This window comes from Paraburkholderia rhizosphaerae (assembly GCF_004366595.1).
GTDB lineage: Bacteria > Pseudomonadota > Gammaproteobacteria > Burkholderiales > Burkholderiaceae > Paraburkholderia > Paraburkholderia rhizosphaerae.
Genome location: NZ_SORE01000003.1, coordinates 137,341 through 151,740, shown reverse-complemented (window position 1 = coordinate 151,740; position 14,400 = coordinate 137,341). Strand labels below are relative to the sequence as shown.

14 protein-coding genes are annotated in these 14,400 nt (G+C 63.2%); 6 read left to right on the top strand and 8 right to left on the bottom strand.

Features of this window, described 5'->3' with window-relative positions; genetic code table 11:
* Nucleotides 1-13: 13 nt before the first annotated feature.
* Complete coding sequence (locus BX592_RS04745) at nt 14-1,312, bottom strand: c-type cytochrome (RefSeq protein WP_134190510.1); 1,299 nt, start codon at nt 1,310-1,312, stop codon at nt 14-16.
* Nucleotides 1,313-1,333: 21 nt separating this feature from the next.
* Nucleotides 1,334-2,065 (bottom strand): c-type cytochrome, encoded by a 732-nt coding sequence (locus BX592_RS04740; RefSeq protein WP_134190509.1) that lies wholly within the window; start codon nt 2,063-2,065, stop codon nt 1,334-1,336.
* Between the two features lie 488 nt (nt 2,066-2,553).
* On the opposite strand from BX592_RS04740, the gene BX592_RS04735 reads away from it, so the two are divergent.
* Entirely contained in the window at nt 2,554-3,483 is a 930-nt protein-coding gene (locus BX592_RS04735; RefSeq protein WP_134190508.1) for a CopD family protein, read from the top strand.
* Between the two features lie 88 nt (nt 3,484-3,571).
* On the opposite strand, the gene BX592_RS04730 is transcribed toward BX592_RS04735, so the two are convergent.
* The 3 genes from BX592_RS04730 to dgoD all read right to left on the bottom strand — a co-directional run bounded on the left by BX592_RS04730 (nt 3,572) and on the right by dgoD (nt 5,582).
* Nucleotides 3,572-3,769: a YodC family protein gene (locus BX592_RS04730; RefSeq protein WP_134190507.1), complete on the bottom strand. Its 198-nt coding sequence runs from the start codon at nt 3,767-3,769 to the stop codon at nt 3,572-3,574.
* An 80-nt stretch (nt 3,770-3,849) separates the two neighbouring features.
* A complete protein-coding gene (locus BX592_RS04725) occupies nt 3,850-4,152 on the bottom strand; it encodes a hypothetical protein (protein WP_134190506.1) in 303 nt (100 codons plus the stop codon).
* A gap of 281 nt (nt 4,153-4,433) precedes the next feature.
* The gene (dgoD, locus tag BX592_RS04720) at nt 4,434-5,582 is read right to left on the bottom strand and encodes a galactonate dehydratase (RefSeq protein ID WP_134190505.1); all 1,149 of its coding nucleotides are present in this window, start codon (nt 5,580-5,582) and stop codon (nt 4,434-4,436) included.
* A gap of 158 nt (nt 5,583-5,740) precedes the next feature.
* Between dgoD and BX592_RS04715 the strand changes: the two genes are divergently transcribed.
* Nucleotides 5,741-6,433 (top strand): FadR/GntR family transcriptional regulator, encoded by a 693-nt coding sequence (locus BX592_RS04715; RefSeq protein ID WP_134190504.1) that lies wholly within the window; start codon nt 5,741-5,743, stop codon nt 6,431-6,433.
* A gap of 29 nt (nt 6,434-6,462) precedes the next feature.
* Here BX592_RS04715 and BX592_RS04710 read toward each other — a convergent pair whose 3' ends face one another.
* The gene (locus BX592_RS04710; RefSeq protein WP_134190503.1) at nt 6,463-7,371 is read right to left on the bottom strand and encodes a LysR family transcriptional regulator; all 909 of its coding nucleotides are present in this window, start codon (nt 7,369-7,371) and stop codon (nt 6,463-6,465) included.
* A gap of 149 nt (nt 7,372-7,520) precedes the next feature.
* Here BX592_RS04710 and BX592_RS04705 point away from each other — a divergent pair, with 149 nt between their 5' ends.
* Nucleotides 7,521-8,612 (top strand): tartrate dehydrogenase, encoded by a 1,092-nt coding sequence (locus tag BX592_RS04705; protein ID WP_134190502.1) that lies wholly within the window; start codon nt 7,521-7,523, stop codon nt 8,610-8,612.
* 37 nt (nt 8,613-8,649) lie between these two features.
* On the opposite strand, the gene BX592_RS04700 is transcribed toward BX592_RS04705, so the two are convergent.
* Nucleotides 8,650-10,125, bottom strand: a complete 1,476-nt coding sequence (locus BX592_RS04700; RefSeq protein ID WP_134190501.1) for an ATP-grasp domain-containing protein — start codon at nt 10,123-10,125, stop codon at nt 8,650-8,652.
* A gap of 327 nt (nt 10,126-10,452) precedes the next feature.
* Here BX592_RS04700 and serC point away from each other — a divergent pair, with 327 nt between their 5' ends.
* The 3 genes from serC to BX592_RS04685 all read left to right on the top strand — a co-directional run bounded on the left by serC (nt 10,453) and on the right by BX592_RS04685 (nt 13,145).
* A complete protein-coding gene (serC, locus tag BX592_RS04695) occupies nt 10,453-11,550 on the top strand; it encodes a 3-phosphoserine/phosphohydroxythreonine transaminase (RefSeq protein WP_134190500.1) in 1,098 nt (365 codons plus the stop codon).
* 292 nt (nt 11,551-11,842) lie between these two features.
* Nucleotides 11,843-12,655 (top strand): class I SAM-dependent methyltransferase, encoded by an 813-nt coding sequence (locus BX592_RS04690; protein ID WP_134190499.1) that lies wholly within the window; start codon nt 11,843-11,845, stop codon nt 12,653-12,655.
* A 19-nt stretch (nt 12,656-12,674) separates the two neighbouring features.
* On the top strand, nt 12,675-13,145 hold the full coding sequence (locus BX592_RS04685) for a VOC family protein (RefSeq protein WP_208327848.1): 471 nt from the start codon (nt 12,675-12,677) through the stop codon (nt 13,143-13,145).
* On the opposite strand, the gene prpF is transcribed toward BX592_RS04685, so the two are convergent.
* Nucleotides 13,129-14,352, bottom strand: coding sequence for a 2-methylaconitate cis-trans isomerase PrpF (gene prpF, locus BX592_RS04680; RefSeq protein ID WP_208327854.1), 1,224 nt, complete (start codon nt 14,350-14,352; stop codon nt 13,129-13,131). The two genes, BX592_RS04685 and prpF, sit on opposite strands and share 17 nt — an antisense overlap.
* Between the last annotated feature and the right edge of the window lie 48 nt (nt 14,353-14,400).

Below are 14,400 nucleotides of genomic sequence, written 5' to 3'. Positions count from 1 at the left end.
CATCGGGTACCGCTTAGTCGAGCGGCGCCGAACGCAGTTCGCTGACCTGTTGCGGCGACACCGGCGTACCGTGGTTACCCCACGACATCCGGATGTACGTCACGACCGCAGCCACCTCCTGATTCGACAGCGATTGTGCGAACGGCGGCATACCGTACGGCTTCGGATTGCCGCCCGTGCTCGGCGGATAACCGCCATTGAGCACCATACGGATCGGGTTGACCGCGGACGGCATCTGAATGGACTGGTTGTTCGCGAGCGGCGGGAACGACGGCGGCATGCCGAGGCCGTTTTCCGCGTGGCACTTCGCGCAGTTATCAGCGTAGATCTTCTGGCCTTGCTTCAACAGTTCGCTGCCGAACTGTTCGCTGGTTTCCAGTTGCAGATGCTCCGGCGCTTCGTCTTTCTGCGGGATCGTCTTCAGGTACGTCGACATCGCGTGGATGTCATCGTCGGACATGTACTGCAAGCTGTTGTGCACGACTTCGGCCATCGGGCCGAACACCGCGCCGCGCTCCGACACGCCGGTCTTCAGAAGATCGGAGATGTCCTTGATGTCCCAGTCGCCGAGACCGGCTTCCTTGTTCGATGTCAGCGACGGTGCGTACCAGTTCTGCAGTGGGATCAGACCGCCTGCGAACGCCGCCGAATTCACCGGGCCGCCCATCGCGTTGATCGACGTGTGGCACATGCCGCAGTGACCGAGGCCTTCGATCAGGTACGCGCCGCGGTTCCACTCGACCGACTTCGTCGGATCCGGCTTGTACTCGCCTTCACGGAAAAACAGCGTGCGCCAGCCGATCAGCAGGTTACGGTTGTTGAACGGGAACTTCAGTTCATGCGGGCGGCTCGGCACATGCACCGGCGGCACCGAGCGCAGGTACGCGTAAATCGCGTCCGCGTCGGCGCGCGTGACCTTCGTGTAGCTCGTGAACGGGAAGGCCGGGTACAGCAGGCTGCCGTCCTTCGAGCGGCCCGTGTGCATCGCGCGGTAGAAGTCATCCGACGACCACTTGCCGATACCGAATTCGTCATCCGGTGTGATGTTCGGCGTGAACAGCGTGCCGAACGGCGTGGCCATCGGCAGGCCGCCGGCGAATTCCTTGCCGCCGCGCACCGTGTGACACGCGATGCAGTCGCCGGCGCGCGCGAGGTACTCACCCCGCTTGATCAGCGCGGCCTGGTCGGCCGGTGTGGCCGCCATCGCGGAGCCGTTGTGCAGGTTGTCGCTACCCGACCAGAGGACCGGAACGAGCGCGGCGGCCGCAACGACGATGACAGCCGAAAGAGCGAACAGGGACTTGCGTTTCATTTGATGGTCTCTCCCGATGCCTTATTGCGGTTCGCTGCCGCAGGCAAGCGGAGTCTTCAACGAATTGGCCGGTGCCGGCACAGGGTTTTGCGGAGCCTGCTGCGTGGAGAGCCACGCGGCAACGGCGTTCACGTCGTCGTCGGACAGACGCGTTGCGATGGTGTGCATGCAGTCAGGTTCGATCGCGTGGCGTGTGCCCGAGCGCCATGCGCCGAGCTGCGCGCTGATGTAGTCCGAATGCAGGCCGACCAGACCCGGGATAGCCGGTTCCATGCCGGTCAGTGCCTTGCCGTGGCACGCCGCGCAGGCCGGAATCTGTTTGGTCGAATCGCCGTTCAGCACGAGCTCGCGGCCACGCGCGAGCGTCGACTCGGAGACGTTCGGCTTCGTCGGCGGCGGATAGGGCGGGCGCTGCTGCGAGAAGTACGTGGCGATCTGATGCAGGTAGTCGTCCGACAGGTACGTGACGAGGTAATTCATCGGCGGGTACTTGCGGCGCCCTTCGCGGAAGTTCTTCAGCTGGTTGTACAGGTAATCCGCCGGCTTGCCTGCGAGACGCGGGAAGTAATCGTTGTCGGTGCCCTGGCCATGGGTTCCGTGGCACGCGGTACAGCCTTGCACGCGTGATTCCATCGTATCCGGTGCTTTGGGCTGCGTTTGCGCTTTCGCAGCGCTATAGACGCCTGCACTGCCGATCAACAGAAGGGCGAGCAGCGGGCGGAAAATGCGTCTTGAAGACACGCGTAACTCCATGAAATCGGGGACCTGACCGAGCTTCGAGCTGGCTCGGTATGCGACGAAAAAACGACGAGCAACGGCAGCGGGCGCTGCGGCGACGCAGCATTCTATCATCGATGACTGATGGTGACTATTTGCCACACGCCGCGAAGTTCAGGCCTGACGCGGGTGTGCGACAGTTTGACGCAACGATGGCTGACAGGGATTGTCCACTGCCTGCGACCGGGCCGTGCGGTATACGCGCAAAGCCTTTGTAGTCAAGCCTCGGCAGCGCTGCGCGCTTCCTTTAAGATGTCGCCTTCGCGCTGTGCGCTCAGGCGGTGCTCTCCGGCAGTGATCCTACCTGGTCGCGGTGAATCGCGCAGTGAACGGGTAGCGAAGCCTACCGCACGGCCGCATTCCTCGTGACCTTTCAATCAGCCCCTGATGAAGCTATCCAACGTTGCCTGTGTGTTTTCCCCGTGCGCTATCGCCGCGCCCATTGTCCGTTCTGCGAGCCTGCCATGACCTTCGGTGGACTCTGGATCGGGCAGGTTGCGATGGGCGCGCTGATGAACATCGCATTCGCATTCGCGGTTGGCGCCGCGCTACTCGCCGCGTGGCTTGCAAAGGATGCGCAGGCGAAGGTCGCGCCCGCGCGGCCCGCGTGGTTGCGTGCGCAACGGTCGATGCAGACCTCGGCGATCGTGTTGGTGCTCGCCGATCTCGTCTGGCTGCTATACGCAGCCGCGTCGATGGGCGGCGTCAGCTTGCCCGCCGCGCTCGGCGTCGTGCCGACCGTGCTCGTGCAGACGCACGTCGGCTATGCGTGGTCGCTCGCGTTCGGCGGCGCGGTGCTGTTGCTGCTGACGTCGCTCGCGAGCCATACCGGCATGTTGCGCAATGCATTATTGTGGCTCGCGGTGATCGCGGTGGCAGCCGGCAAGGCGTCGCTGGGTCACGCGGCCGATGCGGGGGCCGCGTCGCCGGCGGTCGGCCTGCAGACGCTGCATGTGTTGACCGCGTCGGTATGGGGCGGCCTCGTGCTTGCATCGGGTTTCGCGGTGCTGCCGGCGCTCGGCGCGTCGGTCGCGCGCGGCGTGCTGATCCGTACGGCCGCGCAGGTGTCGAGTGTGTCGCTGGTCGCGTTGGTGTTCGTGTTGCTGAGCGGCGTGCTCAATGCGGTGCGGGGTTCAGGCGGATCGTTTGCCGCGATCGACCAGACCACGTGGGGGCATCTGCTGATTCTGAAGCTCGCGCTGGTGGCGCTCGCGGTTGTGCTGGGCGGGCTGAACCGCTTTTCCGCATTGCCGAGACTGCGCCGCACCGCGTCGACGATGGACGCGCACACGTTTGCGAATCTGCTTTATCTGGAAGCGATGGCGATGATCGGCGTGTTCGCCGCAGCCGCTGTGCTGGCCGATAGCGTGCCCGGGTTCGTGGCGGCCGGCTAGGCGCGGCAGGCCAGGCAAGGCGGCTATGCGCATCGGCACAACCATCGCGGGCGGCCATTGCGGGCGGCCATTGCGTGCCGCTCGCGGGTCAGGCGTGCGCGACCGGCGCGAGCGTCGCCGCGTCGAACATGCCTTGCTGAATCTCGCCCGCGTCGTCCAGCCATTCGCAAATCAGCCAGATGCCCGGCGCAAAGGCGACCGGGCCGACCCATGTGGCGGTCATCGGCCGGCCGCCCGACTTCAGCGTGAAAACCTCTCCGGTTCGGTAGGGGATCGCGTGCGGCACATTACCTCCGTATTTTTCTTCGTATGGAGTGTTTGTTATCGCTCAACTGTCTCTCAGTCGCCGCGGCGCGCGCCGGTACGTCACTCGAAACCCAACCGATGGCTGAGAATCGGCGCGCATATCAGCGCGATCGCGCAGCCCGCGAATTTGCCTTCCAGTTCGGCGGACGCGGCATGAGCGTTATACACGTATGTGAACAGATCGAATAGCTGCGGTACGCAATAGAGCACCGCGGCTGCCACAAAGCAACGTTCCACAAATGCAATGCGCCAGCCGCGTTCGTACGCGATCGCCGCGACAATCACGCGCAGCACACCGAACACGACAAGCGCGCCAACGGCCGCCTGCTGGCGAATCAGATAGTCGGGGATGAATTCGGTCATGGCGCACGGTTTGCGAAAAGGTCGTGTTACTAACCATTCAGCAAGGAGTGAGCCAATCACTGCCGATTTTCTGCGAGCGCACCGCGAAGCGTTGTGCAGCAATGATTGTGTGCAAGGAGGCGTGCGTCGCGCCGGACACGGTAGCGCGCGCGCCACGCGATTCGCGCCGAAAACGTAGCGTCGATGAAACGTCGCGCGGAGATTCGCGCATTTCGCGTTGCGCAAATGAAAACGCCGCCCGCGGGCGGCGTTACATCGTCGGTCAGATCACATCACCACGCTTACCATTCGGCGACGCTACCGTCTGTGTGACGCCACACAGGGTTACGCCAACGGTGGCCGACCTTCGCCATTTCGCGCACCTTGTCTTCGTTCACTTCGATGCCGAGGCCCGGGCCCTGCGGAATCGACACATAACCGCCTTCGTATTTGAAGACTTCCGGGTTCTTGATGTAATCGAGCAGGTCATTGCCCTGGTTGTAGTGAATGCCGAGGCTCTGTTCCTGGATAAACGCGTTGTAGCTGACGGCGTCGATCTGCAGGCACGTCGCGAGCGCGATCGGCCCAAGCGGACAGTGCAATGCGACCGCGACGTCATACGCTTCGGCCATCGATGCGATCTTCCGGCATTCGGTGATACCGCCTGCGTGCGACGCGTCGGGCTGCAGGATGTCGACATAACCGCCCGCGAGGATGTGCTTGAAGTCCCAGCGCGAATACAGACGCTCACCAAGCGCGATCGGCGTGCTGGTCTGGTTGACGATGTCGCGCAACGCCTCGGCGTTTTCGGACAGCACCGGCTCTTCGATAAACATCAGCTTGTACGGGTCGAGCTCTTTTGCGAGCACCTTCGCCATCGGCTTGTGCACGCGGCCGTGGAAGTCGACGCCGATGCCGACGTTCGGGCCCACTGCTTCGCGCACCGCGGCGACGTTGTCGATCACGCCTTTAACTTTGTCAAATGTGTCGATGATCTGCAGCTCTTCAGAGCCGTTCATCTTGATCGCCTTGAAGCCGCGTTCGACGACTGCGCGCGCGTTGTTAGCGACATCGCTCGGCCGGTCGCCGCCGATCCACGAATACACCTTGATCTTGTCGCGCACCTGGCCGCCGAGCAGCGCGTGCACCGGCACACCATGAAACTTGCCCTTGATATCCCACAGCGCCTGGTCGACGCCGGCGATCGCGCTCATCGAGATCGGGCCGCCGCGATAGAAACCGGCGCGGTACATCACCTGCCAGTGGTCTTCGATCAGCCGCGGGTCCTTGCCGATCAGATAGTCGGACAGCTCGTCGACGGCGGCTGCGACCGTATGCGCGCGCCCTTCGACGACCGGCTCACCCCAGCCGACGATGCCTTCGTCGGTTTCGACCTTCACGAAGCACCAGCGTGGCGGGACGATGAAGGTTTCGATGCGGGTGATTTTCATGGCGCGTCTCCTTTGATGTGCGGCCGAATGTCGGGGTTTTGCGATGGACGGCTGGGAGTCCAGGGAGCCACATGCTACAACAAAATCGCGTTTAAATACTATTAATAGTATTATTTGGGACGTTTGCGTTCGAGAAAGAGCCATCCGGCTCGCCGGACATCAGGAGAATCGTCATTCAGCGAGATCTGCACGGCCGCGTCACGCATCAGCTGGCGACCGCCATTCTGCGCGGCGACTATGCGCCGGAATCGATCCTGCCGCGCGAGGCGGAATTAATGGAAACGTTCGGCGTCAGCCGCACCGTGTTGCGCGAAGCGTTGCGCACGCTGACATCGAAAGGGCTGATCGAATCGCGGCCGCGCGTCGGCACGCGGGTGCGGCACAAGGGCGCGTGGAATCTGCTCGATGTCGACGTGCTCGACTGGTATTCGCGGGTCGCGCCGCCGATGGACTTTGCGCTGAAGCTGCAGGAAATGCGCGAGATGATCGAACCGTATGCGGCGGGGCTCGCGGCCGCGTCGCGCAGCGATGCAGCGTTTATCGCGCTCGACGCCGCGCATGCGGCGATGGTCGCCGCCCGCACTGTCGACGAATGGGTACGCGCGGATCTCGAATTCCATCTGAGCGTGCTTGCCGCGTGCAGCAACGAGCTGCTGATTCCGCTCGGCACGCTGATCGAACGCACGCTCGAAGCGCAACTCCGGCTGAACGCGAAACGCGCGGATGTGTTCAATGCATCGCTGGGTGAACATACGGCGGTGTTCGAAGCGATCCGCGACCGCGATGCGACGCGCGCACGCGCTGCGATGGCGTCGTTGCTTGGCGTAACGCGCGCGCGTATCGAAGCATGACGCGAAGGTGCGCATGAACGCGTGCGACGTTACGCGCGCAGCTCCGCCGCCAGAAATTCGACGAACACCCGCACACGCGCGGACATCTGATGCTGCGGCGAGTAGACCGCGAAGATATCCGCATCCGGCGTTCGATACTCGGGCAGCACATGCACCAGCGCGCCGCTACGTAAATACTCGGCGATGTCCCACTCCGCGCGCATCAGGATGCCATGGCCGGCCAGCGCCCATTTCACTGCGATCTCACCATCGTTGGTGGTCAGATTGCCGCGCACACGGACCGTGGTGGTCTTTTGCGTGCTGCCGCGGCCGCTCGTCAATCGCCAGATGCCATAACCGTCGTCGCCCTGGCGAATGCCGATGCAGTTGTGATGCACCAGGTCGGCGGGCGTCTTCGGCGTCTTGTGCCGCTTGAAGTACGCGGGCGCCGCGCACAACAGCCGACGGTTCGGCGCAATGCGCTTCGCGATTACGCGCGCATCGGGCGGCTCGCCAAAACGGATGCAGACATCGAACGCGTCGCTGCTGAGCGGCGGCGGGTCCACCGACAACTGCAATTGCACGTCGACTTCCGGATAGCGCTGCACGAAGCGCGAGATGACCGGCGCGACATGACTGCGGCCAAAGCCAAGCGTTGCGTTGACGCGCAATAGTCCTTTCGGCGCCGCGCGCGCGCCACCTAACAGCTGTGCAAGTTCATCCATCTCGCCGAGAATGCGGCGCGCGTGCGTCAGGTAGATCTCACCTTCGGCGGTGAGGCTCATGCGGCGCGTCGTGCGATTGACGAGCGCGACGCCCGCGCGCGCCTCCATCTGCGCGAGATGCTTGCTGACCGCCGCGGTGGTGACCCCCAGTTCGCGCGCGGTTGCGGTCAGACTGCCGCGCCCCGCAAGCACGGAGAAAAACGCGAGGTCTTCCGGTTGAACCGATCCGCTCATTTTTGTGCCGGATTGTTAACCTGGGGTTAAAGGTGGTTTAAGTCTAGCAGCGCGCACGGCACGCGTCGATTCCCTACGATGCCGTTATCCCGTCATCAGACTCGCGCCTGAAGGCACGCAGCGCTTCATTCCCCAGGAGACACCTCAGCATGAAGACCTATCGCATTGCGACGATTCCCGGCGACGGCATCGGCAAGGAAGTCGTGCCCGCGGGCCAGCAAGTACTCGAAGCGCTGGCCGCGCGCAGCGACACGTTTCGCTTCGAGTTCGAAAACTTCGACTGGGGTGGCGACTACTACCGCAGGCATGGCGTGATGATGCCCGCCGATGGCCTCGACGCATTGCGCGATAAGGACGCGATCCTGTTCGGCTCAGCGGGCGATCCGCATATTCCCGACCACATCACGCTGTGGGGCCTGCGTCTGAAAATCTGCCAGGGCTTCGACCAGTACGCGAACGTGCGGCCGACGCGCATCCTGCCGGGTATCGATGCGCCGCTCAAGCGCTGCAAGCCCGCCGATCTCGACTGGGTGATCGTGCGCGAAAACTCCGAAGGCGAATACGCCGGCATTGGCGGCCGCGCGCACCAGGGCCATCCGATCGAAGTCGCAACCGACGTTTCGATCATGACGCGCGCGGGTGTCGAACGCGTGTTGCGCTTCGCGTTCCGGCTCGCGCAATCGCGCCCCCGCAAGCTGTTGACCGTGATCACGAAGAGCAACGCGCAACGTCACGCGATGGTGATGTGGGACGAGATCGCGGTACAGGTTTCCCGCGAGTTTCCGGATGTGAAGTGGGACAAGGAACTGGTCGACGCAGCGACGGCGCGCATGGTAAACCGTCCCGCGTCGCTCGACACGATCGTCGCGACGAATCTGCATGCGGACATTCTGAGCGACCTCGCCGCCGCGCTGGCGGGCAGCCTCGGCATTGCGCCGACCGCCAACCTCGATCCGGAGCGCCGTTATCCGTCGATGTTCGAGCCGATTCACGGTTCCGCGTTCGACATCATGGGCAAAGGTCTCGCGAATCCGGTCGGCACGTTCTGGTCGGTGGTGATGATGCTCGACCATCTCGGCGAAGCGGATGCGGCAAAAAGCGTGATGAGCGCGATCGAGCAGGTGACTGCGAATCCGTCGCTGCATACCGGCGATCTGGGCGGCACCGCGACCACGACGCAGGTGACCGATGCGGTGTGCAAGTCCATTGCCGCGCATTCGCGCTCCACGCTCGCGACGTGAGCGTTTGCGCCTGCAAGTGCGTGCCGCTGTTTCGTTGTTACGGCTGTTTGCGCAAGCGCGCTGCCTGCATCTGCTCGAACGCATCGACGATCCGCTCGACATGCGCATTCTTGTGCGCGAACACGCCGTCGGTCACTTCGCGATGGACGAGCATCGTCGCGTTCGCTTCGAATACCAGCACGCGTCCGTCGTCGAGCAGTGTGAAATCGATGCCTGCGTAATCCAGATCGAGCCGCTCGCCAATTGCTGCAAGCGCGCGCGTCGCGCGTTCACCGAGCGCGGTCCGCGGATCGTCGAGAAAGCGCCGCTCCTCGTCGAGCTTCCACGGATGTGCGGTCATATCCGCGGAGAAATAGTGAACCATCCATTGTGAAGCGATCGCGAGATGGTAAGGAAACGGCCGGCGATCGACGAAGATGCTACGGTACTTCCGGAAATAGCCATCCGCACCGCAGGTGTTGCGGAACATCGTCAGATAACACGGCGCGTTGAGTGCTTGAACCGCGGGCCACAGCGTATCGAGCGACTGATGCAGCGACACGCCTTCGCCGCCATGTTTCGCGAGCGGCCTGAGCAGCAGCGGAAAGCCAATGCGGCCTTCGTCGAGCTGCGCGGCAAGCTCGTCGCGCGATAGCAGCGCGCGATCGATACGCATGCAAGGTGGAATCAGCACATCGTCGATATCGGCCAACAACGCCGGCAACCGATTGCGCTGCGTCTGCATGATCGCGGCCGGACGGTTCAGCAGCGGACGGCCGCTGCGCCGCGCGAACATTTCGACGCGATTGAGCAGCGGCTGCGCGACATCGGGCTCGCCGATCGCATTGAACACGAGGTCATAACACGGCAGTTGAAGGTCCTCCACCTCGCTCGCGCAATCAATCGCGTATTTGATCCGGTAGCTCCGGCTTGCCGGCAGCAACGTGTCGAATGGCACGTTGCCCGACGTGCGGCCCGCGCACAGGATCAGCACGCGATGGGTCGCATGCTCCGCTGCTTCGACGAATACGCGCTGCAACGAGTAGGCGCGGCTACGGTGCTGTTGGGCGTCGTCGGGGCGCTCCAGCATATCGAGCACGGCGGCGAAGTTCTGATGCGCGATCGCGAGGTCCGGTTCGATCGCGAGCGTGTGTTCGAACCAGCGCGCCGCCGACGGGTAGTTTCCGCGGATATAGAACGCGGTCGCCAGATTGAAAAGCGGTAGTGCCGAGCGAATCTCCGCAATCGCTTCGACGCTTGCGCCGGCGTCAGCCGCCGTCGCGCTAATCAGGTTGGCGGTCTCCACGGCGATGCGGTGCGCGAGATAGCCAGCTTCGTCACCCGCATCGCGCAACACGTCGGCGAGCGCCGCATGCAGACCGTTGTTCAGCGGATCCGTATCGAGTGCGTCCGTGAGTATCGCGATAGTCTTCTGCGTGCCGTGGACGTCGACGGCCGACGATTGAGATGGGCCGCCGCCGGCAGCTTGCGCGTCAGGCGCCATATCGATCCTTCTGTCATTCAGTTTAAACACCGGTTACATCCGCGGTTGCAATGGTTGCATTCTCAACCGGAGGCGGTCGTTCGAAACCGCATTCGAAATCTTGACACATGCGATCCAAACGAAAGGCGAGTGCAAGGTAAAACGTGCACCACGATGCATGACCTTATGGCCTGCCGATGCGGCCAGCTTGCGCGAACAGGCGGGATTTCGGCCCTTTGTTCTCGCCTTTGCATCGTGCCCGGGCTTGATACCGTTGTCACTGTCTGATGGCTCGACATCGCTCCGAATGGCGTGCCGAATCGGGCTCGCGTTGCGTCACCAACTGATCGCACACGCTGCATGCCCGCAGGATCGAACATGAAATCCAACGCTCTTAATTTTTCCGGTGGCCCCGGCGCGCTGCCCGAAACCGTGCTTGCGCAAACACGCGATGCGATCGTCGCGCTTCCGGACACCGGTATGTCCGTGCTCGGCATGAGCCACCGCTCCGAATGGTTCCGCTCGGTGCTCGAAGAAGCCGAGATGAACCTGCGGCATTTGCTCGGTATTTCGAATGACTACGCGATTACGTTTTTGCAAGGCGGCAGCAGTCTGCTGTTCGCGACCATCCCGATGAACTTCGCCGCGCGCGCGGCCGCGGTGCCCGAGTATGTGACGTCCGGCTACTGGAGCGCAAAGGCGACCGTTGAAGCCGCGAAGGTGACGAAGTGCAACGTCGCGTGGGACGGCAAGGCGACCGGTTACACCCGGTTGCCGGACCTGCGCGCGCTCGATATCCCAGCGTCGGCGGCTTATCTGCACTACGTGTCGAACGAAACGGTCGAGGGCTTGCAGTTCCCCGCATGCGATACCGGTGAAATCGCGGCGCCGCTAATCGCCGACATGTCGTCCGACTTCCTGTCGAAGCCGATCCGCCCCGACGCGTACTCGATGATCTACGCGCATGCGCAGAAGAACCTCGGGCCGGCGGGCGTCACCGTCGCGGTTATCGAGCGTGCGTTGCTCGACCGGATTCCCGATGGTCTACCCGCGATTCTCGATTTGCGCACTCATGTTCTGCACGGTTCGAACTACAACACGCCGCCGGTGTTTGCGATTTATGTGCTGATGCTGGTGACGCGCTGGCTGCGTTTCGACGTCGGCGGCCTGCAGGCGATGCAGCGCACCAATGAAACCAAGTCGAAGCGGCTTTATGCGACGCTCGACGCGCTTGGCGATGCGGTCACGCTTCACGCGGACACGCGCTGGCGCTCGCAGATGAACGTGTCCTTCACATTCGGTGACAAACGGCTCGATCAGGCGTTCATTGCGGCCGCGCACGACCAGGGCATCGTCGGCCTCGAAGGCCACCGCTCGGTCGGCGGGTTGCGTGCGTCGCTCTATAACGCGGTCACCGAGCAGGCGGTCGATGCACTGTGCAATGTGTTGAATGAGTTCACCGTACAGCACGTTTGAACGATTTTCGCGCATGCGGCGCAAGCTTTCGTCACGCGACGTTTGCTAGCTGCGCTTTGATGAGCGATACGCACGTATTGACTCGACCCTGAATCGTGCGGTCGCTGTACATGTTCGTTCATATCGATCCCTCTTCGGGTCCGACAAGGCGGCCGAAGTTTCCCAATGGTAATTGTCCGGATGCCCAGCTGAGCGGCGCGCGCTGGACGCTTGTCGCGCGTGCCCTTACGATCACATATCATGGTCGGCGATACATACTGCGCCGACCACCAGAATAGAGGACGCAACACGCATGGAACCGGACGACTTCACCGCTTTCGAACTTAAAGGCTGGGAGCAGATTGCAACCGCCTATAAACCGCGTTTCGGTGAAGTGACGAAGCAGTCCAACGGCGCATTGCTCGACGCGCTCGATGTTCGCGCGGGCACGCGCTTTCTCGATGTCGCTACCGGGCCCGGGTACGTCGCCGGTGTTGCGGCGAGCCGTGGCGCACAGACGGTCGGCGTCGACTTCGCGCAAGCGATGATCGACGAGGCGACGCTCGCGTATCCCGGTGTGGAGTTCCGTCGCGGCAGCGCGGACGCGTTGCCGTTTGCCGATCGCAGTTTCGACGCCGTCGGCATCAGCTTTGGCCTTTTGCATTTCGCGGATCCGGACAAAGCGCTCGCCGAAGCGTTTCGCGTGCTATGTAGCGGCGGCAAGATCGGCTTCACGGTCTGGTCAACGCCGGACCGCGCGGTCGGCTTCGGTTTCGTTTTGAAGGCAGTCGAAACATATGGACGTCTGGATGTGCCGCTGCCGCCGGGGCCGCCATTCGCGCGTTTTAGTGACTGGGCCGAGTGTGAGCGGACGCTGCGTGCGGTCGGATTTATCGACCCGCAAATCAGTGAAGTGAGTCAGACGCTGCAAACGCGCGCGCCCGAGACCGCGTTTCACATGATGCTGCACGGCGGCGTGCGGATGGGCGCGATGCTGAAAGCGCAGACGGCGCAAGCACTCGCATCGATCGAAAAGTCCGTGCTGGAACAATGCGCGCCGTATCGAAACGGCGACGACATTCGCGTGCCGATGCCCTGTGTGCTGGCGTGCGCGACGAAGCCCTGAACTGCTGTGGAGCGAACGTATGAAGCGTATGCACATTCACGTTTCAGTCGAAGACCTGGCCGAGAGCATCCGCTTTTATAGCGCGATGTTCGGCGGCATCGAGCCGACCGTGCGCAAGCACAACTATTGCAAGTGGGAACTGACCGACCCCGCGGTGAACTTTGCGATCTCGCAGCGTCTTGCGCGCTCGGGCATCGATCATTTCGGCATTCAGGTCGAAACGGAAGAAGAGCTCACCGAAATGCGCAACCGTTTCGCGCTGGCGGAAACTGCCGCGGAAGACGAGGCGGCCGCGCAATGCGGCTACGCGGTGTCGGATAAATCGTGGACGGTCGATCCGCAAGGCGTCGCGTGGGAAACGTTCCGCACGCGCGAACAGGCGTGGCATGACGGCGTCGTCGACGCCGATGACGAGCCGCCGTCGCCGAACAAGCCCCGCCATGCGGCACCGCAGTCGGCGGTCACGCTCGCGTTCAGACGCCGTCGCTGATCGCGGCGGCGGGTACCAGGACCCCACCTTCCATCAGTCGCCGCGCACTGCGGCTCATCACGACCTTCGTCACGGTCCAGACGCCGTCCTTCTGCGCCGCTTGCGCGCCTACTGCGAGACTGCCCGAAGGATGGCCGAAGCGCACCGAACCACCCGCGCCACGCGCGAGCCGGTGGACGAGCGTACCCGGAATTGCCGCTGCAACTGCGATCGCGATGGCGCCGGTGCCCGTCATCGCGTGGTGCAGTTTGCCCATCGAAAAGATGCGTGCGTTCAGATCGAGTGTCGCAGCGTCGACGGGCTTGCCGCTCGATGCGACATAGCTCGCGGGCGACGCGACGAACGCGAGCTTCGGCGTGTGCGGACGCTGTGTCGTCGCTTGTTCGGTGGTTTGCGCAAGGCCCATGCGTACCGCTGCATGCGCGCGGATGGTTTCAGCTTTCTCAAGTAGCGCGGCGTTGCTATTCACATCGCGCTGCAATTCGGTGCCGGTCAGGCCGAGCGCCGCGGCATCGATAAAGATCGCCGGATTACCCGCATTGATCATCGTCATCTCGAGCGCGCCGATGCCGGGCACGTCGAGCGTGTCGAGCGCGTTGCCGGTCGGGAACATGCCGGTGTCCGGCGTGTCCGGGTCCGCGTCGCCGGCCGGGTCGAGGAATTCGATCTTGATCTCGGCAGCCGGGAAGGTGACGCCGTCCAGTTCGAAATCGCCTTCTTCGACAACCTCGCCGTTGCGCATCGGTACATGCGCGATGATTTTCGCGTGGATATTCGCCTGCCAGATGCGCACGATGGCGATGCCGTCGCGCGGTGCGTCGACCAGGCCCTGCGCGATCGCAAACGGGCCGACCGCCGACGTCAGATTGCCGCAGTTGCCGGACCAGTCGATGACCGGCCTGTCGATGGCGACCTGCCCGAAGCGATAGTCGACGTCGCAGTCCGCGCGCGACGCTGGGCCGACGATCACGACCTTACTGGTGCTGGACGTTGCACCGCCCATGCCGTCGATATGCTGGCCGTAAGGATCGGGGCTGCCGATCACGCGCAGCAGAATGCGGTCGCGTTGCGCGGCGTCGGCGGGCAGCCAGTCCGCGCGGAAGAACACGCCTTTGCTGGTGCCGCCGCGCATGTAGACAGCCTGGATCTTCGATTGCGGCAAGGTAGCCTCCTGAATCCCGGTGTGAATGGCGGGGGCGCAATGCATTGAGGTACGCATTCGCGCACATTCCGCGCTTTGTCACCGATGATAGGC